Annotated in this window: 22 protein-coding genes; 7 read left to right on the top strand and 15 right to left on the bottom strand. The window is 45.3% G+C overall.

Features of this window, described 5'->3' with window-relative positions; translation table 11 throughout:
• The first annotated feature begins 26 nt into the window (after window positions 1-26).
• The 3 genes from VER99_RS04425 to VER99_RS04415 all read left to right on the top strand — a co-directional run bounded on the left by VER99_RS04425 (window position 27) and on the right by VER99_RS04415 (window position 3,262).
• Window positions 27-1,241: a pyridoxal phosphate-dependent aminotransferase gene (locus VER99_RS04425; protein ID WP_014231230.1), complete on the top strand. Its 1,215-nt coding sequence runs from the start codon at window positions 27-29 to the stop codon at window positions 1,239-1,241.
• A 90-nt stretch (window positions 1,242-1,331) separates the two neighbouring features.
• Window positions 1,332-1,916, top strand: a complete 585-nt coding sequence (gene yfbR / locus VER99_RS04420) for a 5'-deoxynucleotidase (protein ID WP_014231229.1) — start codon at window positions 1,332-1,334, stop codon at window positions 1,914-1,916.
• A 23-nt stretch (window positions 1,917-1,939) separates the two neighbouring features.
• Window positions 1,940-3,262 carry an anti-phage deoxyguanosine triphosphatase gene (locus tag VER99_RS04415; protein WP_020336148.1) on the top strand — a complete coding sequence of 441 codons (1,323 nt, stop codon included), beginning with the start codon at window positions 1,940-1,942 and terminating at the stop codon, window positions 3,260-3,262.
• Here the strand turns inward: VER99_RS04415 and VER99_RS04410 are convergent.
• Window positions 3,259-3,882: a tRNA-uridine aminocarboxypropyltransferase gene (locus VER99_RS04410; RefSeq protein WP_020336147.1), complete on the bottom strand. Its 624-nt coding sequence runs from the start codon at window positions 3,880-3,882 to the stop codon at window positions 3,259-3,261. The two genes, VER99_RS04415 and VER99_RS04410, sit on opposite strands and share 4 nt — an antisense overlap.
• Window positions 3,883-3,885: 3 nt before the next feature.
• On the opposite strand from VER99_RS04410, the gene rrtA reads away from it, so the two are divergent.
• Window positions 3,886-4,437 carry a rhombosortase gene (rrtA, locus tag VER99_RS04405; protein WP_020336146.1) on the top strand — a complete coding sequence of 184 codons (552 nt, stop codon included), beginning with the start codon at window positions 3,886-3,888 and terminating at the stop codon, window positions 4,435-4,437.
• Window positions 4,438-4,519: 82 nt separating this feature from the next.
• Here the strand turns inward: rrtA and VER99_RS04400 are convergent, their stop codons facing one another.
• From VER99_RS04400 to VER99_RS04365, 8 genes are all read right to left on the bottom strand, one after another.
• Window positions 4,520-4,804: a ComEA family DNA-binding protein gene (locus VER99_RS04400; protein ID WP_031779272.1), complete on the bottom strand. Its 285-nt coding sequence runs from the start codon at window positions 4,802-4,804 to the stop codon at window positions 4,520-4,522.
• Window positions 4,805-4,991: 187 nt separating this feature from the next.
• On the bottom strand, window positions 4,992-6,851 hold the full coding sequence (gene ppiD, locus VER99_RS04395) for a peptidylprolyl isomerase (RefSeq protein WP_020336144.1): 1,860 nt from the start codon (window positions 6,849-6,851) through the stop codon (window positions 4,992-4,994).
• Window positions 6,852-7,054: 203 nt separating this feature from the next.
• The gene (locus VER99_RS04390; RefSeq protein WP_014231223.1) at window positions 7,055-7,327 is read right to left on the bottom strand and encodes an HU family DNA-binding protein; all 273 of its coding nucleotides are present in this window, start codon (window positions 7,325-7,327) and stop codon (window positions 7,055-7,057) included.
• A 191-nt stretch (window positions 7,328-7,518) separates the two neighbouring features.
• Window positions 7,519-9,870: an endopeptidase La gene (gene lon, locus VER99_RS04385; protein WP_020336143.1), complete on the bottom strand. Its 2,352-nt coding sequence runs from the start codon at window positions 9,868-9,870 to the stop codon at window positions 7,519-7,521.
• 130 nt (window positions 9,871-10,000) lie between these two features.
• Window positions 10,001-11,281 (bottom strand): ATP-dependent protease ATP-binding subunit ClpX, encoded by a 1,281-nt coding sequence (clpX, locus tag VER99_RS04380; protein WP_014231221.1) that lies wholly within the window; start codon window positions 11,279-11,281, stop codon window positions 10,001-10,003.
• Window positions 11,282-11,351: 70 nt separating this feature from the next.
• Entirely contained in the window at window positions 11,352-11,978 is a 627-nt protein-coding gene (gene clpP, locus VER99_RS04375) for an ATP-dependent Clp endopeptidase proteolytic subunit ClpP (RefSeq protein ID WP_014231220.1), read from the bottom strand.
• Window positions 11,979-12,083: 105 nt separating this feature from the next.
• Complete coding sequence (gene tig / locus VER99_RS04370; protein WP_014231219.1) at window positions 12,084-13,388, bottom strand: trigger factor; 1,305 nt, start codon at window positions 13,386-13,388, stop codon at window positions 12,084-12,086.
• A gap of 292 nt (window positions 13,389-13,680) precedes the next feature.
• A complete protein-coding gene (locus VER99_RS04365) occupies window positions 13,681-13,866 on the bottom strand; it encodes a hypothetical protein (protein ID WP_020336142.1) in 186 nt (61 codons plus the stop codon).
• Window positions 13,867-13,912: 46 nt separating this feature from the next.
• On the opposite strand from VER99_RS04365, the gene VER99_RS04360 reads away from it, so the two are divergent.
• From VER99_RS04360 to VER99_RS04350, 3 genes are all read left to right on the top strand, one after another.
• A complete protein-coding gene (locus tag VER99_RS04360; protein WP_020336141.1) occupies window positions 13,913-15,721 on the top strand; it encodes an ATP-binding protein in 1,809 nt (602 codons plus the stop codon).
• A gap of 2 nt (window positions 15,722-15,723) precedes the next feature.
• Complete coding sequence (locus VER99_RS04355) at window positions 15,724-17,061, top strand: sigma-54-dependent transcriptional regulator (RefSeq protein WP_020336140.1); 1,338 nt, start codon at window positions 15,724-15,726, stop codon at window positions 17,059-17,061.
• 75 nt (window positions 17,062-17,136) lie between these two features.
• The gene (locus VER99_RS04350) at window positions 17,137-17,319 is read left to right on the top strand and encodes a hypothetical protein (protein ID WP_020336139.1); all 183 of its coding nucleotides are present in this window, start codon (window positions 17,137-17,139) and stop codon (window positions 17,317-17,319) included.
• A gap of 39 nt (window positions 17,320-17,358) precedes the next feature.
• On the opposite strand, the gene VER99_RS04345 is transcribed toward VER99_RS04350, so the two are convergent.
• From VER99_RS04345 to VER99_RS04320, 6 genes are all read right to left on the bottom strand, one after another.
• Entirely contained in the window at window positions 17,359-18,720 is a 1,362-nt protein-coding gene (locus tag VER99_RS04345) for a TRAP transporter large permease (protein ID WP_014231214.1), read from the bottom strand.
• A gap of 3 nt (window positions 18,721-18,723) precedes the next feature.
• Entirely contained in the window at window positions 18,724-19,413 is a 690-nt protein-coding gene (locus tag VER99_RS04340; RefSeq protein WP_020336138.1) for a TRAP transporter small permease, read from the bottom strand.
• 69 nt (window positions 19,414-19,482) lie between these two features.
• Entirely contained in the window at window positions 19,483-20,481 is a 999-nt protein-coding gene (locus tag VER99_RS04335) for a TRAP transporter substrate-binding protein (protein WP_020336137.1), read from the bottom strand.
• Window positions 20,482-20,780: 299 nt separating this feature from the next.
• The gene (locus VER99_RS04330) at window positions 20,781-21,896 is read right to left on the bottom strand and encodes an ABC transporter ATP-binding protein (RefSeq protein WP_014231211.1); all 1,116 of its coding nucleotides are present in this window, start codon (window positions 21,894-21,896) and stop codon (window positions 20,781-20,783) included.
• Window positions 21,897-21,901: 5 nt separating this feature from the next.
• The gene (locus VER99_RS04325; protein ID WP_020336136.1) at window positions 21,902-22,759 is read right to left on the bottom strand and encodes a carbohydrate ABC transporter permease; all 858 of its coding nucleotides are present in this window, start codon (window positions 22,757-22,759) and stop codon (window positions 21,902-21,904) included.
• Window positions 22,756-23,679, bottom strand: coding sequence for a carbohydrate ABC transporter permease (locus VER99_RS04320; protein WP_020336135.1), 924 nt, complete (start codon window positions 23,677-23,679; stop codon window positions 22,756-22,758). The genes VER99_RS04325 and VER99_RS04320 overlap by 4 nt, the downstream gene beginning before the upstream one ends.
• Window positions 23,680-23,711 lie beyond the last annotated feature (32 nt).

The raw sequence follows: 23,711 nt of genomic DNA, 5'->3' as shown, positions 1-23,711 counted from the left end.
ATTAACGAATTTTTAGGAATTAAACAATGCAAAATATCGGGATGTCGTCAAAACTCGATAATGTCTGCTACGACATTAGGGGTCCTGTACTCAAACATGCTAAGCGCATGGAGGAAGAAGGGCATAAAATCCTAAAGCTAAACATTGGTAACCCCGCCCCATTTGGTTTTGACGCCCCTGATGAGATTTTAGTCGATGTAATCCGAAATCTGCCAACTTCTCAAGGTTACTGCGATTCCAAAGGGATCTATTCGGCTCGTAAAGCCGTAGTTCAGCATTATCAGCGTAAAGGCATTCGCTCTCTAGACGTAGAAGATGTCTATGTAGGCAATGGTGTATCAGAATTGATCATGATGTCGATGCAGGCGCTGTTAAACAATGGTGACGAGCTGCTTATTCCTGCCCCAGATTACCCATTGTGGACTGCTTCTGTGGCACTATCGGGTGGTAAACCGGTTCACTATATTTGTGATGAGGAATCAGACTGGTATCCAGATTTAGAAGATATCAAGAGTAAAATCACGCCGAAAACTCGCGGCATCGTTTTAATCAACCCGAACAACCCAACGGGTGCGGTTTACAGCCGTGATTTCCTACTTGAATTCATTGAAATTGCACGTCAGCACAATCTTATTATTTTTGCAGACGAAATCTACGATAAAGTTCTTTACGACGGAGCGACACACACCTCTGTTGCGACACTGACTGAAGACGTACTTGTGATGACGTTCAACGGCCTGTCAAAAGCATACCGTGTATGTGGTTTCCGCGGTGGCTGGATGTTCCTTACAGGGCCGAAGCACCTCGCACCTGGCTATATAAAAGGTCTGGAACTGCTCTCGTCAATGCGCTTGTGTGCAAACGTGCCAATGCAGCACGCAATCCAAACTGCACTGGGTGGATACCAGAGTATCAATGAACTGATTTTACCTGGTGGTCGCCTGCTCGAGCAGCGTAATCGCGCTTATGAGCTGATCACGCAAATCCCGGGAGTATCGTGCGTTAAGCCGAAAGGCGCTATGTATCTGTTCCCGAAAATTGATACCAAGATGTACAACATCAAAAACGATCAGCAAATGGTGTTGGACTTCCTGAAACAAGAAAAAGTGCTTTTGGTTCAGGGCACCGGCTTTAACTGGCCAAAACCGGATCACTTCCGCATCGTGACACTCCCACATGTCGAAGATCTTGAAACCGCAATCGGACGATTCGAGCGCTTCTTAACGACTTATAGCCAGTAATGAATCACTGGTAGTAATTAGTACTGATCTCTCATATGCTTAGAGGAACTCCTAGTGAGTTCCTTTTTTACACCAGAAACGGAGAAAGCTATGAAAGAGAGCCATTTTTTCGCCCACTTGGCAAGAATGAAGCTGATCCAACGCTGGCCTTTGATGCGCTCTGTATCACCAGAAAACGTTTCGGAACATAGCTTACAAGTCGCTTTTGTTGCCCATGCCCTCGCGTTAATCAAAAACAAGAAGTTCGGCGGCGCTCTGAACCCTGAACGTATTGCCCTTCTCGCGATGTATCACGATTCAAGTGAAGTGCTTACTGGCGATTTACCAACGCCTGTTAAGTACTACAATCCAGAAATCGCGAAAGAGTATAAAAAGATTGAAGCCGCTGCTGAGCAAAAGCTTCTGTCTATGCTGCCTGAAGAATTTCATGAAGACTTTGCCCCATTTCTTCTCTCTCACTCTGCACACGAAGAAGACGCAAAAATTGTCAAACAAGCTGATTCCATTTGCGCCTATTTGAAATGCTTAGAGGAATTGAGTGCAGGTAACCACGAGTTTGCTTTAGCGAAAAAGAGACTTGAAGTGACATTGCAAGAGCGTCACACACCAGAAATGGATTACTTTCTGACTACCTTTGCACCAAGCTTTGAGTTGTCACTGGATGAAATCAGTTAAGGTCTTAGTCAAAGGAGATATTCGTGTCATTTGAATTGCACTCACAATGGCAACAACGCCATGACGATGAACATAAGATCCGTCGAGATGACCACAGAAGCCCGTACCAACGTGACAGAGCCCGAATCCTGCACTCTGCCGCTTTTCGTCGCCTGCAGGCCAAAACCCAGGTGCACGGTAACAGCCTAGAAGACTTTCACCGCACCCGCTTAACCCATTCACTGGAAGCAGCTCAGCTGGGAACGGGAATCGTTGCTCAGCTCAAAAAGAAACAAGCGGAATTTCGCGATCTATTACCATCAGATAGCCTGATAGATTCGCTCTGTCTGGCGCATGACATCGGTCATCCTCCATACGGACATGGTGGTGAAATCGCGCTAAATTACATGATGCGAGAACATGGTGGCTTTGAAGGTAATGCACAAACTTTTCGCATCGTGACCAAGCTGGAGCCGTATACAGAACACTTTGGCATGAACTTGTCGCGCCGAACTCTGCTTGGCCTAATAAAGTACCCCGCCCTAATAAGCCAGACTCGCTCAACCGTTTTACCTGCGCCAGCAGAACACCAACGAAAACTGAAAGCGCACGAATGGTACCCAGCGAAAGGAATATACGACTGCGACAAAGCGCTGTTCGACTGGGTTTTAGAGCCTCTTACAGACAATGACAAAGCTCAACTTAGCCAAATGCGCAATGAGCCAGAATCCGATTTGGAACACAGCAAAACGCGCTTTAAATCACTTGATTGCTCCATCATGGAGTTAGCCGATGATATCGCTTATGGCGTTCATGACTTAGAAGATGCGATTGTTCTCGGCATGGTAACGCGCCATCAATGGCAAGAAGGTGCTGCCAGCCAATTAGCCGACTGTGGTGACCCGTGGTTTGAGGCACATATCGACTCTATTGGCCAAATGTTGTTCAGCGGTAAACACCATGAACGAAAAGACGCGATTGGCGGTATGGTCAATGCGTTGCTGACCAGTATTTCAATTAAGCCTGTGGATGTCGCCTTCACTAGTCCGCTTCTCGCCTGGAATGCTTGTTTAGAGCCGCAAACAGCAAAAGCCCTCGATGTTTTGAAACACTTCGTTAGCCAGTACGTCATCCAGGTTCCACAAGTGCAAATTGTGGAGTACAAAGGTCAACAAATCATCATGGATATCTTTGAAGCGCTGACGACCGCGCCTGAACGTTTACTTCCGATACACACCAAAGAGCTTTGGTGTCAGGCTGACACTGAAAGCGACAAAATGAGGGTCATAGCTGACTACATTTCAGCTATGACCGACAGCCATGCGCAGAAACTGCATCGACAATTATTCTCGTCGATCGTGCTTTAGTCGTTACTGTCCTTCAGATAATTCTTTTCAAAAACGCCCGGAGGCATCTGGGCGATTTGAAACTCAATCATCTTTTCAAACACATTCAGCAGAGGCGTAAAGTTCTGTTGAGGTTCAAGTATGCTTAGTGCATAAAAGCCCGCTTCTACCGTCGATAAACTGTTCTGAGAAGGTGCTTTTCGAATCGTATACCCGCCTTGAAGGTTTTCAGGCAACTTCACCGTTGGTAAGCCATGTAGATTGGTTGAAAGCTGCCACATCTTGTACGCTTTCTTCCAGGTTCCATCCAACAAGATAAGACGAATTTTCTTGTTGTTTATACGCTTCTCTTCTTCAACTTCAGACAGGCATACGGATTGCTCCGATGGGTAGAGAATCAAATGCTCATAATCGCCATCCGCCAGTAAGTTGTTTAAGGTTTCATCCTGAGAAAAATCTTCACCGATCAAACAAGTACAGTTGTCTAAGCTTAATTTTAGAATCCGTGCCGTACCAAGTGGCCGATGCTCTTCACTACTATGTTGAAGAATGATAAGTTCGACTTCGCTTTCTAGCGGTACAATCCAAGAGCAAATACAAGCTTTGCGCGATTTTCCACACTGAGAACAATAACGAGACATAGAGTGAACCTTTATACTTTGCTGACTATCATCAGCGTTATCTGCGTAGCACTGCAATTTGAACCAATGGCGAGCCTGAGCGAGTGGCACGCCTATAATATTCGCCACGGTGAATGGTGGCGAATCGTAACAGGAAATTTAACTCATACCAACTTTGCTCATTTAGGCATGAACCTGGCCGGACTATGGATTATTAGCTTTGTTTTCCGCCCGAGTACAAAAAACTTCCTCATTGTCTTTCTACTGCTGTGTACTTTCGTCGGTGCTTTGAATTTGTTCACCAACATGAAAGTCTATGTGGGACTTTCTGGTGTGCTGCATGGTCTGTTTGGCTTTTGGGCGCTAAGAGAAGTGTTCGAAGCCAGAAGAAGCAGCTTATTACTCGTTGGCGGTTTGATAGCTAAAGTGGTTTGGGAACAGCTTTACGGCCCATCAACAAGCACGGCAGCAATGATTGGTGCACGCGTCGCAATTGATGCCCACCTATTTGGGACGATTGGCGGGCTGGGCATGGCACTGCTGGAAAAAGGCAGTCGTCGCCGTTTGTTTGGGTAAATAAACTGAGCCAAGAAAAAACTTGGCTCGAAAAACAGTAACCGGATACAAAACTCAATAACACAATGAACAATAGCCGTGGCTAGAGGATGATGCGACCTTCGTTTTTCTTCAAAGTAGCATCTCCGATTCCCTTAACATTCCCCAGGTCACTCACTGTTTTAAATGGGCCATGCTCGGTACGATAATCGACAATATCTTGCGCTTTCTTTTCACCAATCCCTTTCAGCATTGTTGCAATCTCTTCTGCTGTCGCTGAATTGATGTTTACGGTAATTTCAATTCCTTCATATTTATCCGCTGTTGTATCTGCTGCCAACCCAAACGGTGCAAATACGCATAACAATAAAGTTAAAACCCATTTCATATTAAACATATGCTCTCCCTATTAGTTGAGATATAAATTTCAACGATGGTCTCAGTATTGTTGCTGGTAAAAACATCGGAACTAATTTAGGTAAAGCTCGCTATTCATTGAAGTTTGTTGAGCAGAAAATAAAACGGGCCGCTTGCGCGACCCGTTTTAGTTGACATGCAAATTACATTATTAATGCTTAGTTGCTCACAACAAAGTATTCGATGTCGGTATTCGCTCGTAGTACTGCCAGTACAGAAGACAGATCTTGTTGCGAAGATGAACGCTCCATCTGCATTGCTACTTGATCCTCTAGGGCACTATCTAGCTCAGAGTTAACCGCATCCAGTTCAATAACAACAACGTTGCCTTCTAGATCTTTCGATTGAGCGTATACAGGCTTACCTTCAACTGGTTTTGCCATAGCAAATACAGTCTGTGCAAACGGAGAGCGACGATCGACAGTTTCTTTCTCGCCGAACGCTAAGTTATTTTCAGCAAGAACTTCCGTTTTGCCTTCTTTCAGAGCCGCGACAACTTTTGTACCAAGCTCTAATGCACCCTGCTCACCTTTCACTCGTGAAAGTTCAGTAACCACTTGGTCTTTCACTTCGTCAAGAGGAAGAACCGTCTCAGGGCGAGCCTCTTCAACACGAACAACGACAATGTGTTCAGGTGCCACTTCGATCGCTTCAGAGTTAAGGCCGTCTTCTTTAACTTCAGGGCTTAGAATAGCTTGCATCACAGCAGGGTTACGAAGCACTTCTGGTGCATCCGCTTGAGAAACAAAGCCAGTCGTTTTCACTTCTTGATCTACCGCTTTCGATGCGTCGTCCAGTGAATCAGGGTATTCAAAGGCAACACGTTCAAGCTCATTCTGTAGCTCATAGAATTTATCAACCGCTTTCTGATCAACCAGTTCTTGTTTGATTTCAGCAGCTACATCAGCAAATGGTTTTGCAACTGAATCTTTTAGCTCTTCAAGCTTGATAATGTGGTAGCCGAAATCAGACTTCACTAGCTCTGACACATCGCCAACGTTCTCAAGTGCGAAAGCCGCTTCCTCGAACGCCGGGTCCATTACATCACGCTCAATCCAACCTAAGTCACCACCAATTTCAGCGCTGCCAAAGTCATCAGATTTTTCTTCTGCAAGTGTTGCGAACTCAGCACCGTTATTTAACTCATCCAAAATAGCTTGTGCTTTCGCTTCATCATCACCTTCTACCAGAATATGAGCGACACGACGCTGCTCTTCTGAAGAGTATTTATCAAGGTGCTCGTCGTAGTACTTTTGCACTTCTTCATCAGATACTTCGATCTGTGTTTTCAGTGCTTCAGCAGACAGTTCAATGTAAGCCACTTTAGCTTGCTCTGGGCGAGTAAAGTTATCTTGGTTTGCTTTGTAGTAGTCTTGAATTTCTTCATCGGTTAGTTCTACGTTTTTCGCAAACTCTTCGAAATCGATAGCAACAGTGCGGATATCACGAGTTTGAGTGAAAAGCTCACCTTGAACTTGTACTTCACCAGGAAGAGTGAACTCACTGGTTTGTAGAGCATTAAGCAGCTGCTCACGAACGAGCTCACGACGCATGTATTCAGCAAAAGTATCTGGAGAGAAACCTGCGCGACGTAAAGACGCTTGGTAGATTTCCTGATCGAATTGGCCGTTTGACTGGAACTGAGGCATTTCCAGAATCATGCTACGAACCTGCTCATCGCTGATTCGAAGACCAAGTGCTTCTGCTTGCTGATCAAGCAACACATCATTGATCATACGATCAAGAACCGATTTGCGGAAAGATTCAACGTAGGCCGGATCTGCCAGCATTTGAGAGAAGTAGTCACCCAATTGAGCTTGCATGCGGTTACGCTCATTTTGGTAAGCCATCTCGAACTCGCCACGAGGGATATCCGTGTTACCAACTTTCGCTGCTGCGTTGTTAGTGCCACCAACAATGTAGCTACCTACACCTGCGAATACGAAAGACAGGATGATAAGCCCAAGGATAATTTTGACCGCGATGCTATTCACGCCTTCGCGTAGTCGATCCATCATAATTTAATTGCTCTCCACAATTGAAGCCTACTGCTTCTATCTAATAGAAATAATGCCGCAATAGTACCAGAAAAAGAAATGCGCATCAGTATGATGCGCATAATTTAAGAAAGTTCGGCCCGAAGATTGTAAATTTTTGTTCGAAACGAATTGTTTGAGCAAAAGTTATTCAAATAGCCTTTATAGAGTCAAAGCCCTATGAATTAGTTCACTGAATCTTTTAGTGCTTTACCAGCTTTGAATGAAGGCACTTTTGCTTCTGCGATTTGGATTTCTTCACCAGTTTTTGGATTACGACCAGTACGTGCAGCGCGAGTACGAACGCTGAAAGTACCGAAACCAACTAGAGCAACTTGGTCACCTGTTTGAAGCGTACCGCTTACTGCTTCAATGAATGCATCTAGTGCACGACCTGCTGACGCTTTAGAAATATCTGCATTTTCTGCGATTTGTTCAACTAACTGAGTTTTATTCACTGTAATTTCCCCTTTGTGCCATCTGTGATTATTTTTGTGATGACTTTTCGTTCCATAATTAATAAATATGCTTCAACCCTTATACATAAAGGGCTGAGAGCTATCAAAACTAACTTAGCGCCCAAAAAAAACGCTGACAAGCCTTTTTAGGCTTATCAGCGCAAACTTTTACTTATTTTTGCTACACATCACTATTTTTTAGCTTCAAACTCAACGCCCGTCGGGTCTCGCTCGAGTGCAACTTTCAGTACTTCATCAATCCACTGAACCGGGATAACTGTCAGATCTGCGATAACATTCTCTGGAATCTCTTCCAAATCACGCTCGTTATCTTTTGGAATCAGTACCGTTTTAATGCCGCCACGATGTGCCGCAAGTAATTTTTCTTTTAGGCCACCGATAGGCAAAACTTCACCACGTAGTGTGATTTCACCCGTCATTGCCACTTCCGCTTTCACTGGGTTACCAGTTAACGCAGAAACCAAAGCAGTGCACATTGCTGTACCAGCACTTGGGCCATCTTTTGGTGTCGCACCTTCAGGAACATGCACGTGGATGTCTTTCTTCTCGTAGAAATCGGTGTTGATACCCAGCTTTTCAGCACGAGAGCGAACAACTGTCATGGCCGCTTGGATAGACTCTTGCATCACGTCGCCAAGAGACCCCGTCTGTGTCAGTTTACCTTTACCCGGCATAGACTGAGTTTCAATAGTTAGCAAATCACCACCGACTTCAGTCCAAGCCAAACCCGTCACCTGACCAATACGGTTGCTTTCATCAGCTTTACCATAGTCAAAACGCTGAACACCCAGGTACTCTTTCAGGTTGTCCATAGATACGGTCACAGACTTGATATCTTTATCCAGCAGGATATTCTTCACCGCCTTACGACAGATCTTAGAAATTTCACGCTCTAGGTTACGTACACCCGCTTCACGAGTGTAGTAACGAATAATGCCGACAATCGCTGAGTCCTCGATAACAATCTCGTTTGGCTTCAGTCCGTTACGCTTCAACTGCTTATCTACCAAGTGGCGTTTCGCGATGTTCAGTTTTTCATCTTCTGTGTAACCAGAAAGACGGATAACTTCCATACGGTCAAGAAGCGGACCTGGGATATTCATCGAGTTAGACGTCGCAACGAACATTACATCCGACAGATCGTAATCTACTTCTAAGTAGTGATCGTTGAACGAGTTGTTTTGTTCAGGATCCAGAACTTCTAGCAGTGCAGATGCTGGATCACCGCGCATGTCAGAAGACATCTTATCGATCTCATCAAGAAGGAATAGCGGGTTTTTAACCCCAACTTTAGACATTTTCTGGATAAGCTTACCCGGTAGTGAGCCAATGTAAGTACGACGGTGGCCACGAATCTCAGCTTCGTCACGCACACCACCAAGCGCCATACGCACGTATTTACGCCCAGTCGCAGATGCGATCGAACGGCCAAGAGAGGTTTTACCCACACCTGGAGGACCAACAAGACAAAGGATTGGGCCTTTCAGCTTGTTAATACGGTTTTGTACTGCCAAGTATTCCAGAATGCGCTCTTTGACGCGCTCCAGACCGTAATGATCTTCGTTTAGAATCTCTTCTGCCTTAGCCAGGTTCTTTTTCACTTTAGAACGCTTAGCCCAAGGAACGCTCACCATCCAATCGATGTAGCTACGCACCACTGTTGCTTCCGCAGACATTGGAGACATCATCTTAAGCTTTTGTAGCTCTTGCTCTGTCTTTTCGCGCGCCTCTTGAGGCATTTTGGACTCTTCGATTTTATTCTGCAGCGTTTCAAATTCATCCGGCGCATCTTCCATCTCACCTAGCTCTTTCTGAATCGCTTTCATTTGCTCATTCAGATAGTACTCGCGCTGAGACTTCTCCATTTGCTTTTTAACGCGGCCACGGATGCGTTTTTCAACTTGCAGCAGATCGATTTCCGACTCCATTTGGCCCATCAGGAATTCCAAACGCTCGGTAACGTCTATGATCTCAAGTACTTGTTGCTTGTCGACCAATTTCAAAGGCATGTGAGCTGCGATGGTATCGGCTAGACGCGCGGCTTCATCAATCCCATTTAGCGAAGTCAGAACTTCTGGTGGGATTTTTTTGTTCAGCTTGATAAAGCCTTCGAACTGGTTGATCGCACTACGAACAATAACTTCTTGCTCACGCTCATCCAGCTCAGGTGTCACGATGAATTCAGCTTCAGCTAAGAAAAAATCGCTCTCTTTAAAGTGATTAATCTTCGCACGCTGCTGACCTTCAACCAGTACTTTTACTGTGCCATCAGGAAGCTTTAAAAGCTGAAGAATGGTGGCTACCGTACCTACCTCAAATAGGTCGTCAACCGTTGGCTCGTCTGTATCCGCTTGCTTTTGTGCCACAAGCAGAACTTGTTTGTTTGTTTCCATCGCCGTTTCTAGACAGCTAATCGATTTTTCACGACCAACAAACAATGGAATGACCATGTGCGGGTAGACCACTACGTCACGTAGAGGTAGTACCGGGATCTCGATACTCTCGGAACGTTCCAAGTTCATATAATTCTCTCTTCCGCTTTCACGTTTAACGTATTACTTAAGGCAGTATATGGGGGCTAATTGTTTGGATTCAATAAGAGAAATAAAAAAAGGAGGTAATTACTTACCTCCTTTTTATTCATGGCTTGATTTACTCTGCTCCAGCGGCCTGATTATCGGCGTTGCTGTAAATAAGCAGCGGTTCTGACTCGCCATTGATGACTGATTCATCAATAACCACTTTGCTCACATCTGTTGCAGATGGTAGCTCGTACATGGTTTCAAGTAGAACACCTTCCAGAATTGAACGTAGACCACGAGCACCCGTTTTACGCTCCATCGCTTTCTTAGCAATCGCGCGTAGTGCGTCTTCACGGAACTCAAGCTCAGCATTTTCTAATTCAAACAACGCTGCGTACTGCTTAGTCAACGCATTCTTCGGTTCACATAGAATCTGAATAAGCGCTTCTTCATCAAGCTCTGTCAATGTAGTAGTTACTGGCAGACGGCCGATGAATTCAGGAATCAGACCGTATTTCACTAGATCTTCAGGCTCAACCTGAGTAAATAGCTCACCGACAGTTTTGGTTTCATTCTTAGAACGAACTTCAGCACCAAAACCGATACCAGTACCTGTAGCTACACGTTGTTCAATCACTTTATCAAGGCCTGCGAATGCACCACCACAGATGAACAGGATCTTAGACGTGTCCACTTGTAGGAATTCTTGCTGAGGATGCTTACGACCACCTTGAGGTGGAACAGAAGCAACCGTGCCTTCGATAAGTTTTAACAGTGCCTGCTGAACACCTTCACCAGATACGTCACGCGTAATGGATGGGTTTTCAGCTTTGCGTGAAATTTTATCAATTTCATCAATGTATACGATGCCGCGTTCAGCCTTAGCTACATCGTAATCACATTTTTGCAGAAGCTTTTGGATGATGTTTTCTACGTCTTCACCCACGTAACCTGCTTCGGTTAACGTAGTTGCGTCAGCCATTGTAAATGGCACATCCAAGAATCGAGCTAGTGTCTCAGCAAGCAATGTTTTACCACTACCTGTAGGACCAATTAGAAGGATATTACTCTTACCAAGCTCTACACCTTCGCTCGTTGTATCACCATTGCGTAAACGCTTGTAGTGGTTATATACCGCAACTGCAAGCACTTTTTTCGCGTAATCTTGCCCGATCACATAGTCGTCAAGGTGTTCGCGGATCTGTTTTGGCGTTGGTAACGCTTCAGATTCTTTCTTAGGGAGAACATCCTTAATTTCTTCGCGAATTATATCGTTACATAAGTCGACACATTCGTCGCATATGTACACTGACGGACCTGCGATTAGCTTGCGAACTTCGTGCTGACTTTTGCCGCAGAAAGAACAGTACAGCAATTTACCGCTGCCACTTTCTTTGCTTTTATCTGTCATTCGCTAACCTCTTAGCCTTTACTCTTCATGAATGAGTGTATATCAATTTTTGCCAAAATGCGCTGGCAAATTACTCGCCGCGATGGCGTAACACTGCATCCACGATACCGTATTCCACAGCCTGCTCTGCTGACATGAAGTTGTCACGATCAGTATCGCGCTCAATCACTTCAAGTGGCTGGCCTGTATGTTCCGCTAACAACTTGTTTAGCTTCTGCTTGATAGTCAGGATTTCCTGAGCATGGATTTGGATATCAGAAGCCTGACCCTGGAAACCACCTAGCGGTTGGTGGATCATCACACGTGAGTTAGGCAGAACGTAACGCTTACCCGGAGCACCACCAGCAAGTAGGAAGGCACCCATTGAGCATGCTTGGCCCATACATACTGTGCTTACATTCGGTTTGATAAACTGCATGGTGTCATAAATAGACATACCTGCTGTTACGCTGCCGCCTGGAGAGTTGATGTATAGGAAAATATCTTTATCTGGATTTTCAGATTCTAGGAAAAGTAGTTGAGCCACGACAAGGTTTGCCATGTGGTCTTCCACTTGACCTGTTAAAAAAATCACACGCTCTTTTAGCAATCGGGAATAGATGTCGTAAGAACGTTCGCCTCGGGAAGTTTGTTCAACCACCATTGGTACTAGTGCGTCCATAATTGGCGACATTGCATTTTTTTCTTGGTAGCTCATATTCTTATGTCCCTAAAATAAATGGCCCGGATGATGAGTATCATACGGACCATTGTTAGCAGAATAGTTAACGTGAAGTCAACCTTCTACGCAAGATATTGCTTATTAAGCAGGTTGTTGCTGGTTAAGTAGCTCGTTGAAGCCTACTTCTTTCTCAGAAACTTGTGCTTTAGCGATGATCGCGTCGATTGCTTGCTCTTCTAGCGCTACGTTACGCATGTTGTTCATCATTTGCTCGTTTTGCTCGTAGTAAGCAATAACTTCTGATGGATCTTCGTATGCAGTCGCCATTTCTTCGATTAGCGCTTTAACTTTCTCGTCGTCCGCTTTTAGCTCTTCAGACTTGATTACTTCACCAAGTAGAAGACCTACAACTACGCGACGTTTAGCTTGCTCTTCGAACAGTTCACGTGGAAGCTGTGCAGCTGCTTCTGGGTTACCACCGAAGCGTTGTGCAGCTTGCTGACGTAGAACTTGGATTTCTTGATCGATAAGTGCAGCAGGTACGTCGATTTCGTTTTGCTCAACTAGACCGTCAAGAGCTTGCTCTTTGATGCGGTTCTTAACAGCTTGCTTAAGTTCGCGTTCCATGTTCTTACGAACTTCAGCTTTAAGCGCTTCTACACCGCCTTCAGCAACACCGAACTTAGAAACGAATTCGTCGTTAAGCTCTGGAAGTTCACGTGCTTCAACTTTGTTCACTTTGATAGCGAATTTCGCTGCTTTACCTTTTAGGTTCTCAGCGTGGTAGTCTTCTGGGAAAGTCACGTCGATGTCGAATTCCATACCAGCAGTCTTACCTGCGATACCGTCTTCGAAACCAGGGATCATGCGACCAGCGCCCATTTCTAGTGGGAAGTTCTCAGCTTTACCGCCTTCGAACTCTTCACCGTCGATAGAACCAACGAAGTCGATGCTTACGCGCTTGCCGTCTTCTGCTGCTTCTTCAACTTCAGTCCAAGTTGCTTGCTGCTTACGTAGAGTATCGATCATCTCTTCTACGTCTGCATCTTTAACTTCAGTTACAGGCTTCTCTACAGAAATGTTTTCTAGGCCTTTAAGCTCTACTTCTGGGTAAACTTCAAAAGTTGCTGTGAAAACTAGGTCTGCACCTTCTTTGTTTTCTACAGGAGCGAAAGTTGGCGCGCCAGCTGGGTTAATTTTCTCTTTTACGATCGCTTCGATGAAGTGACGTTGCATAACTTCACCAAGAACGTCTTGACGTACTGCTTTGCCGTACATCTGAGCAACCATTTTTAGAGGCACTTTACCCTTACGGAAACCATCGAAACGACGGTTTTTAGCGATGTTGCGTAGTTCAGCTGTTACAGCGTCTTCGATGTTTGCAGCTGGAACAGTAATGTTTAGACGGCGCTCTAGGCCCTCTAGCGTTTCAACAGTAACTTGCATTATATATAAACCTCTAAAGTGGCTCGGTTTTCCGAGCGTATGAGCGTAACTCACCTGAGTTAACGCTTCATCCTTGTGTTGTGTTCTGTCCGAGCACCTAATTTAAATCGAGTATCGATACTGTTCATCAGTACCGGACTAATCAGTGATATCTTCAGCGTCATCACCAAAGGTATCTCCTATTAGCCTCAAGACAGATTTTTAGACGCGACATTCTAGCGATCTGTTACTACCCTGTCGAGCCAATAGCCACTATGTGGACATTGTCTGCACTAAATTCTCGAATGTTGCCTCATTTTTTGTAAAAAATGCGATAAAACACCCGCATCAGAAACATCGGCATATCTAGAATGGGGACAATAGCGACTTTTTCAAGGGAATCGACCGCTTTTTTTATTGAAAAGCGTAAAAAGAGATCTTGCTCTTGTTTTACTCCACAGACTTGGCAACTAAATCCCCAATCTAACCTACAAGCCATTAACATTTCTTAATTACGAAGAAGTAGCAAAGTCAGGAACGAAGGAATGTCACAACGAAACCGTATTCTACTGATTTTTTTCGCCTTATATTTCCTGTGTGCGTTTGTTGGTGCCCACTGGGTCTGGAAAAACAGTTATCAATCGCTACTGGATAAACACCAGTCTCAGCTTGAACAGTTTTCTAGCCATATTAAGAACAAATTGGATAAGTACGCTCATATTCCTAACCTATTGGCAAAAGATGCACCTTTGTTTGAGGCATTGCTGCACCCGAAAAATAGCGCCCAACTTGAAGTAACGAATCGCTATCTGGAATCGGTAAATCAAGTTATCGCCGCTTCCGACACTTATCTCATTGATCAATGGGGAACCACCATCGCCTCTAGTAACTGGCGGCAAAGGCATTCATTTGTCGGGCGCAATTTTGCTTTTCGTCCTTATTTCAAACAAGCTATCATCGGTGAGCAGAGCCAATACTACGCACTTGGGTCAACGTCTGGTAAGCGGGGCTACTACTACTCTTCTCCCATCGTTTACGCAGGCGGCGTGATTGGCGTTGTGGTCGTAAAAATGGATTTGAGTAAAATCGAAGATAACTGGCAGCAACCAGATAGCGTATTTGTCGCCAGTGATCCTAACGGCATTGTGTTCATGAGCAGCAGAACGGACTGGCTACTCAAAAGTTTACAACCGCTTAGTGAGGTAGAAAAAAAACAAGTTTGGGCCAGCCGACAATATCTTGAAACGCAAATTCGTAGTTTAAATTTCGTCGGAGATCTGAGCCTACCTATTAGCGAATTGAAGCAAGGTTACCCATACAATAAAGGCACTCTGGTGGTTTCTTCTCTCGCTCTTCCCGAGATAAAACTGACCATGAGGGTATTGTCACCTAAACAATCTATCGTTTGGATAACCTTAGGTTACCTGCTGGTACTTACTCTCATTTTTACCATTCTATTCCTTATCGGCCAGCTGATTTATCACCGCCAACAGCGCCATTTACAACTCGAGCTGATTCAGCAAGAAGCCAATCAAAAACTGGAATATCAAGTAATGGCTCGTACTGCAGAATTGCAAGCAGAGATCGCTCAACGAACAGAAGCTGAGCAAACACTGCGTGTCACTCAGGATGAGTTAGTTCAGGCCGCAAAGCTGGCTGTACTGGGTCAAATGTCCGCAAGCATTAGCCATGAGCTGAATAATCCCCTTGCGGCAATTCGCAGTTTCGCGGAAAACGGTAAGCTATTTTTACAAAAAGAAAAATTTGAACGAGTCGAAGACAATTTAAGCCGTATTTCAGCGCTCACTGAGCGTATGGCGAATATCAGCCAACAACTGCGCTCATTTGCCAAGAAAACCAGCGGTACTGAGCTAACCAAAACTCGGCTGTTGCCTGTCGTCGCCTCTGCTAAAGAGTTAATGAAGCCTGCTTTCAAGTCAGCCCGCGTAAACTTGTCGACCGATCTAATGGCACAGGATGCAGAGGTTTTTATCAACACGATTCAGCTGGAACAAGTCCTAGTCAACCTGCTGAGTAACGCGATTGAAGCGGTCAAAGATCAAGAGAATAGACAGGTCTGGCTTTCGATAGAACATGACCAGAATCGAAATCAAATCATGGTTCATATCGATGATAATGGCCCAGGGATAGGACAACGCTCCCTCACCGAGCTTTGTGAGCCATTTCTAACTACCAAGAAAAATGGCCTGGGTTTGGGACTGTCGATATCACAGCAAATATTGAGTGGAATGAACGGCCAATTAAGTGCTTACAACCAAGCGCAGGGTGGCGCTCGATTCTCAGTTTGTTTACCTGTTGTAGCAATACACGCTGAAAAAGGTTCAGAGGAATAATTATGTGTCAGGTGTTTTTTATTGATGATGAAGCGGATCTCAGGCTAGCAATAGAACAGACGTTCGAACTGGCCGATATCGACGCACAGTTTTTCCCCGATGCAGAGTCCGCTCTGCTGGCGATGAAAAACGGAGAGGAACCTGGCGTTGTTATCACTGATATTTGTTTACCCGGCATATCAGGAATGAATCTACTTAATACTCTGGTGCAAAGAGACAACCACCTGCCAGTGATCATGATTACCGGGCATGGTGACATCTCAATGGCGGTGAACGCATTACATCAAGGTGCCTACGACTTTATTGAAAAACCATTTTCTCCCGAACAGTTGGTTGAAACGGTCAAGCGCGCGATCGAAAAGCGTCAGCTTACGAATGAAAACGAGAAGTTACGGCAATCACTCAAAGCCAGTCAGGCTCTCGGCCCCCGAATTATCGGCGAAACGGTCAGTATCCAGATGCTACGCGATACGATTTCTCACATTGCCGATACCGATGCCGATATTTTGTTGTTTGGTGAGACAGGTACAGGTAAAGAGCTCGTCGCTCGCTCATTACATGAACAAAGCTTGCGCAGAAATCACAACTTTGTCGCCGTAAACTGTGGTGCGGTACCGGAAAACCTGATCGAAAGTGAACTCTACGGCCATGAAAAAGGCGCATTTACTGGCGCAGAAAGTCGCCGGATTGGTAAATTCGAATTTGCTCAAGGCGGGACGTTATTCCTGGATGAAATCGAATCCATGCCCATTCAAGCACAGATTCGACTACTGCGCGTTCTTCAGGAGCGGGTTATTGAGCGAGTAGGCTCAAACGAACTCCTTCCCCTTGATATTCGTGTGATAGCGGCGACCAAAGTGGATTTAAAACGTGCCGCCGAAGAAGGAACATTTCGCCAAGATCTCTACTATCGACTGAATGTGGTCACGCTGGATTTACCCCCTCTGCGGCTGCGCAAAGAGGATATCCCAGCTCTCTTCCATCACTTTTTGCTCGTGGCGGCCTCTCGATACGGAAAAAGCTCTCCGAGCTTGTCGTCTCAAGATCTGGCAACATTGATGGCGCATGACTGGCCCGGCAATGTACGAGAGCTGAGAAATGCAGCAGAGCGCTTTGTGCTACTTGGGAAATTGATTCAACTCGGAGATACAAGCCCAGTTCCGGCTCCTTCCTCTAGCTTGGCTGAGCAAGTGGCAGAGTTTGAAAAAGCAGCCATTGAGCGCGCATTGCTCGAGCATAATGGCAGTATTAAGCAAACCATGACGCAATTGAATGTTCCTCGCAAAACACTGTATGACAAAATGCAACGCTACCAGATTGATAAAGATCTGTATAAATAAAACCTGACATCACATTTGTCGCCTTAGTCAACCTGTCTCATACTATTTATAGTTCCATGGTTGGTAGTGCTAAGCATGAATGAGAAAACGAAGATACCTGTGATTAGGGAAACAGTGGTTGTCGACGGACATTATCAGGAAGAACGACGCTCCGGTGAGGATCGCAGAAAGAATAAACAAAAATGGCATGGCTACGAGCGAAGAATAAACTCTCAACCCAGAAGACATGACCACAAATCAATAGACGAAGAGGTGTGACATGTCACACCTCTTGTTGCCTTAATGAGTCTGAGCCCGTTATTTGGTAATAATCTCCGGCCCCATCAACATCGTCGGTAACCATGTTGAAACCCAAGGAATGTACGTTACGATAATGAGGAACAGGAACATTACCGCCACCCAAGGCAACGCCGCTTTAACAACACTCATCATCGACATTTTAGCCACCCCTGCAGTAACAAAGAGGTTAAGCCCGACAGGCGGCGTGATCATCCCAATCTCCATGTTCACCACCATCATGATACCCAAATGAATAGGGTCAATCCCTAAAGCAATGGCGATAGGAAATACCAGTGGCGCCACAATGATCAACAAACCAGAAGGTTCCATGAACTGGCCGCCAATCAAGAGCAGAACGTTTACCACGATCAAAAATGTGATTGGACCTAAACCAGCAGAAAGCATCGACTCGGTGATCATCTGCGGGATGCGTTCTTCTGTCAGAACATGCTTCAGTATCAGCGCGTTTGCGATGATAAACAGCAGCATGATCGTCAACTTACCGGCTTCAAACAGCGTTTGCTGAGTGTCTTTGTGAACAAAACTCTGAATGACTTTCACCACGGCAGGCTTAGTATTCTGTTTATCGGCAAACGGCCCCATGTCCTTGTAAACAAAGTTTGCTATTAAGAAGGAGTAGACCGCTGCCACTGCCGCCGCTTCGGTTGGTGTAAAAATACCGCCGTAAATACCACCGAGAATAATGATTACCAGCATTAATCCCCAGATTGCATCCTTAGCGGCTGCGATGGCTTCTTTCCAGCCAACAAAGGGTTGTTTCGGTAAGTTCTTAACTCGGGCAGCAATGTAGATGGCAATCATCAGCATGACACCAGCTAACAACCCCGGAATAACACCACCTAAGAACATACGACCTACCGACACATCTGTCGCTGCTGCATACACAACCATTACGATAGAAGGTGGGATCAAGATACCAAGTGTGCCGGCGTTACAAATAACCCCTGCGGCAAAATCTTTGGAATAACCGTTTTTGATCATGCCTGCAATAACGATGCTACCAATCGCAACTACCGTCGCCGGTGACGACCCTGACAGCGCGGCAAACATCATACATGCCACAACCGAAGCCATAGCAAGACCACCACGGAACCAGCCGACCATTGCAATTGCAAAACGAATGATGCGTTTTGCTACGCCGCCAGTGGACATAAAGCTCGATGCGAGAATGAAAAACGGGATAGCAAGTAAAGTGTAGTGTCCTTCAAACGCATTAAAAAGCGTTTGAGCAACCGATGCCAGAGACGCATCTGAGTGCCACATCAAAAATAAAATACTGGATAGGCCCAGTGAAACCGCGATCGGAACGCCCAACAGCATGAAGCCAATCACCATCAAGAATAACCATAAAATATCCATCGGTTAGTGCTCCTTGTTCTTGTTGTTATCTTGGCTATTGTCTTTGCCCTGCGTGGGTTCCATCACATCACCCGCATCTTTAAGCTCTTCTTTAAGTGCTTCTAACTCTTCTTCACCTTCATGGCTGGAAATCAGACGGTCAAGCTTGCCAGTCAGTATTTGGTAGGCCGCCTGAGCAAAACGAAACGTCAGTAACGCCATACCAATTGGCAGTGCCATGTAAGGAATAAATCGAGGCAGCTTCTCGTAGCGCTCGCCTTCATTGAGCCAGTCAGCCATAAACTGCAACATCTCTGGCATCGGAATATCATCCGTCTCGTACCATGCTCGCTCTGTGGCAAACGGGTACCAGTAATTCCATGAACCAATGAGAAGTAGAATTGAAAACGTCAAACAAAATGACACGGCAAGCAAAGCACAAGCTTTTCTAAACCGTTCAGGTAATAAGTTAATCACCACGTCAACACCGATGTGAAAATGCTTTTTCACGCCGTATGAAGCGCCTACGAGAACCATCCAGGCAAAAAGAAAAACGGTAACTTCAAGCGCCCAAAGAATATTGTCATTGAATAAGTAACGCATCACGACGTTGACAAATGTCAGCATCGTCATCGCTCCGAGGAAGAAAGCAATTAAAGTTTCTTCAACCTTGTCGGTAAACTGACCGACTTTCGAAAAAAATGAGTGTTCCATAACGGTACATCGCTCGAATCAGGTAAGTTTGGCTCCCGACGAACGGGAGCCGCTTATCATTATGTTGAGTTATTTTTGGTTGGCCGCTAATGCCGCTTCAATTAACTCTGAACCAATGTCTTTTTCAAACTTGTTCCAAACTGGTTTAAGCGCTGCTACCCATTCTTCACGCTGTTCTGGCGTCAGCTCGCGAACCACACCACCAGCTTCGATAACGTACTCTTTGTTTTGTTGTTCTACGCGGTTTGACTCCGCATTACGGGTTTGAGTCACTTCTTTAAGAATGGTCGCAAGCTGGTCACGTACGTCGTCTGGAAGTCCATCCCACCACTTGGTAGAAGTAACCACTAGGTAATCCAAAATTCCGTGGTTGGTTTCAGTCGTACCGTCTTGAACCTCGAAGAACTTTTTACCGTAGATATTCGACCAGGTATTTTCCTGACCATCGATAACTTTAGTTTGTAAGCCACCGTACACTTCGGCAAATGACATTTTTTGTGGGTTAGCACCTAATTGCTCAAACTGTGCAACCAATACATCGGAAGCCTGTACGCGGAATTTAAGGCCCTTAGCATCTTCCGGGTGAACCAGTGGTTTGTTGGCTGAGATTTGCTTCATACCGTTGTGCCAGAACTCTAGTCCTCGAATACCACGTCGGTTCATCGCATTCTTAAGCTTTTCACCCGCCTCAGAGTTTTGGAAGCGGTCAACAGCGTCTACGTCATCAAAAAGGAAAGGAAGGTCGAACAAACGGAATTTTTTGGTGAACTTTTCAAACTTAGACAGTGAAGGTGCAGCAAGTTGTACGTCCCCATTCAACATGGCCTCAAGTACTTTGTCATCATCGTAAAGCGTCGAGTTAGGGAACACTTGCATACACGCCTTACCGTTCATCTCTTCATTGACACGCTTTTCAAGCAGCGACGCCGCGATACCTTTCGGGTGCTTATCGGTGTTGGTTACGTGACTGAATTTGATGACCAGCTCACCTGGGTCACAGTTTGCGGCAGCGTTAAAACTGGTAACAGCAAGAATTGAGGCAGTTAGTAGGGTAACAGGCTTAAACATTATTATTCTCCTTGATAAATGAACAACCCCATCACTGGGTATTGATGCATCTACTAAAGCAAGGACCGAACCACTTTCTTTAACTACGTTTTTATTTTTATAAATCAAAAACTTAAAAATATACCATTCACAGTGTATTTACCTAGATCACAAAATTATTTTTGAAATGGGTGAAATCTACCCACGCCAAATGATTAAGTGGGTGGATTTAGACACATTAGTGAATCAGCAAATAAAAATGGCAGCCGCTTGGCTGCCATTTAAAAGTTACGAGTTGTTGATTTGCCTTGCTCTTATCGTTAGTGAAACTCGATGCGTTGCTCAGTTGAAGCGTCAAAGAAAACCGCCTTGGACAAATCAAAATGCAGCGGCGCGACCTGACCGACCTTTACATCAAACTCCGGAGACAAGCGACAAGCGACTTCTTGATCGTTGACCTTAATCATCGCGATGGTATCTGGCCCCGTTGGCTCAAGGACTTCAAGCTGTAAATCAAGCTTGGTAGATGCGGCAGACTCTTGGTTCTCACTGTCCGTAATATGTTCCGGACGCAAGCCAATCACAATCTCTTTGCCGTCTTGTTTTCGCATCGAAGCTGGCAGCTTGATGTGATGCTCCTGCGCGTTACTGCCTGTCACTTTTATTACGGGGTTATCCTGAGCATCCAAATCGACCATGGTTTTAATGAAGTTCATCGAAGGTGAGCCCATAAAACCTGCAACAAACATATTATTAGGCTTGTTGTAGATTTCTTGTGGTGTTCCGAGTTGCTGTAACTCACCGTCTTTCATTACCGCAATACGGTCCGCGAGTGTCATCGCCTCAATCTGGTCATGCGTTACGTACACAATCGTCGTATTCAGTTGCTGGTGAAGACGCTTGATCTGGTGGCGCATTTCAACACGCAGCTTCGCATCTAAGTTCGAAAGTGGCTCGTCAAACAGATACAACTTCGGGCGACGAGCAAGCGCACGTCCCATCGCAACTCGCTGGCGCTGACCACCTGATAATTGCGAAGGCTTACGGTCAAGCAGATGATCAATCTGTAGCATTTCCGCCACTCGCTCCACTTCGGCATCAATTGCCTCTTTCGCCATTTTACGAATCTTGAGACCAAATTCGATGTTGCCTCTTACCGTCATATTTGGATATAGCGCATACGATTGGAACACCATCGCAATATCGCGATCTTTCGGTTCCACATTCGACACATTATTACCATCAATCACGATGTCACCGGAGCTGATGTTCTCTAAACCCGCAATGGTGTTCATCAGTGTCGACTTGCCACAACCAGATGGGCCAACCAAGATAAGAAACTCTCCCGAATCGATACTGATATCGATACCTTTTAACGTCTCTTGTTCCGCTTTTGGATAGGTTTTACGGATTTGTTTAAGTTCGAGTGTTGCCATGATAATTATCCTTTTACCGATCCAGCCGTAAGGCCACGAACAAAGTATTTTCCTGCTAATACATAAACGAGTAGCGTTGGTAACGCCGCAATGATCGCCGCCGCCATATCGACGTTGTACTCTTTCACCCCTGTACTGGTGTTCACTAAGTTGTTCAGGGCAACCGTAATTGGCTGTGTTTCGGAACCTGAATAGACAACCCCAAACAAGAAGTCATTCCAAATAGCGGTAAACTGCCAAATCACCGTCACCATGATGATTGGCGTCGAGATTGGCAGAAGAATTTTAAAGAAAATGGTAAAGAAACCTGCCCCATCCAACTTCGCAGCTTTGACAAGCTCATCCGGAATACTGATGTAGAAGTTACGAAAGAACAGCGTGGTAAACGCCATACCATAAATCACATGAACGATAACCAAGCCAGTGGTGGTATTTGCCAAACCTAATTTGCCGAGCACCGCCGCCATTGGTAACAAAATCACCTGAAACGGAATAAAGCAGCCAAACAGCAGCAAGCTGAAGAACAAGTTTGAACCTCGGAATTGCCACTTAGTCACCACATAACCATTAAATGCGCCCAGCAGCGTAGAGATCGCCACTGCAGGAATCACCATTTGGAAAGAGTTCCAGAAATACCCTTTCACCCCTTCACATTTCACGCCCGTACAAGCGCTGTCCCACGCTTTATACCAGGCATCAAAAACCCATTCGGTTGGTAAACTCATCAAGTTACCGGCTTTAATATCCGGCAGGGTTTTGAATGAAGTCACCACCATCACGAACAATGGCATCAAGTAGAACAAACAAAAAAGCGCTAACCCGAAGTAGATAAACAGCCGAGAGAAATTCACACTGCGCATCATGATTTTTTCTCCCTAAGCTCTGAGTACAAATAAGGAACTAAAATGGCGAGAATACCTGCCAACATCATCATCGCGCTTGCAGCCCCCAAACCTATCTGACCACGAGTAAATGAGTGCGCGTACATAAACAGTGCGGGCAAATCTGAAGAGTACCCCGGGCCACCGGCCGTCATCGCTGTTACCAGGTCGAAGCTCTTAATCGCAATATGTGAAGTGATGATGACTGAGCTAAAGAAGACAGGTCTTAAGCAAGGCATAATGATGCGCCAGTAAATGGTTGGCAGACTTGCGCCGTCGATTTGTGCCGCTTTGATAATGGATGAATCAATGCCGCGCAAACCCGCCAGAAACATCGCCATGACAAAACCAGACGACTGCCAAACAGCGGCTATCACCAAGGTGTACACAGACAGGTCAGAATTTACTAACCAGTCAAATTTGAAATTGGTAAAACCCCAGTCTTGCATCAACTTCTCAATACCCAAACCAGGATTGAGAATCCATTTCCAGGCGGTACCCGTCACAATAAACGAGAGTGCCATCGGATAAAGATAAATGGTCCGAATTGCGCCTTCCTGACGAATATTTTGATCGAGCAAAATGGCTAAGCCCACGCCAAGAACAATAGCGATGAGCATAAACAGCAGCCCAAAAATACCAAGGTTGCTAATAGAAGTGATCCAGCGATCGTTATCCATCAGCTTTTCATACTGAGTAAAACCAACAAAATTAAAGCTTGGCAGAAAACGGGAGTTGGTCATTGATAATGCCGCCGTCCAAAAGATGTAACCATAGATACATACCACAGTTACCAGAACGGTCGGGGCAAGGACGATTTTCGGCAACCAGTGCTGAAGTCTGTCCGCCAAACTAAGTTTCGCGTGGGACTTCTTTAGATACCGATTCACAACATGCTCCATAACGAATCCTTACGTCTTAAAGGAAGGGCGCA

The organism is Vibrio natriegens NBRC 15636 = ATCC 14048 = DSM 759, assembly GCF_035621455.1.
GTDB lineage: Bacteria > Pseudomonadota > Gammaproteobacteria > Enterobacterales > Vibrionaceae > Vibrio > Vibrio natriegens.
Note: the sequence above shows the minus strand (reverse complement) of the source record. Positions and strands in the feature narration are given on the sequence as shown.